Origin of the sequence: Parendozoicomonas verongulae (genome assembly GCF_009711465.1) — a bacterium.
Taxonomy (GTDB): domain Bacteria; phylum Pseudomonadota; class Gammaproteobacteria; order Pseudomonadales; family Endozoicomonadaceae; genus Sansalvadorimonas; species Sansalvadorimonas verongulae.
This window is the reverse complement of the sequence record NZ_SMME01000334.1, coordinates 1-569: the sequence shown is the minus strand read 5'-3', so window position 1 is coordinate 569 and position 569 is coordinate 1. Positions and strand designations below refer to the sequence as shown.

Genomic DNA, 569 nt, shown 5'->3' with positions numbered 1-569 from the left:
TCGATCTCCTTATCATCACAGGGGGTGTTCGTCTGTCCTCCGGCCGCTCGTGCGCGAAGCCTGGTAAAGATATCCAGGGCAGTTTTCAGGTTATCCATGCCCCCCATGAGCTGGAGATGCCTGCCCAATGTTAACTCGATATCTTTGTTATCACAGGGGGTATTTACCTGCCCTCCAGCCGCTCGGGCGCGTAGCCTGACAAAGATGTCCAGGGCTGTTCTCAGGTTGTCCGTACCTCCCATAAGCTGAAAGTATCTGCCCAGAGCCAGTTCGATCTCCTTGTCATTGCAAGGTGTGTTCGCCTGCCCGTTGGCCGCTCGGGTGCGCAACCGGGTAAAGATGCCCAGGGCTGCTCTCTGGTTATCCAGGCCTCCTATCAGCTGAAGGTGTCTCCCCAGAGCCAGTTCAATCTCCCTGTCATCACAGGGAGTGTTCACTTGCCCTCTGGCTGCCCGAGTGCGCAGCTGGGTAAAGATATTCAGGGCTTTTCTCTGGTTGTCCGAGCCTCCCATAAGTTGAAGGTGTCTCCCCAGTGCCAATTCGATCTCTTTGTCATTACAGGGGGTGTT

General features: G+C 55.4%; 1 protein-coding gene. It reads right to left on the bottom strand.

Annotated features, from left to right (window positions below; genetic code table 11):
- A partial coding sequence (locus tag E1189_RS22300) for a hypothetical protein (RefSeq protein ID WP_196220862.1) occupies nucleotides 1-569 on the bottom strand: 569 nt, incomplete at both ends.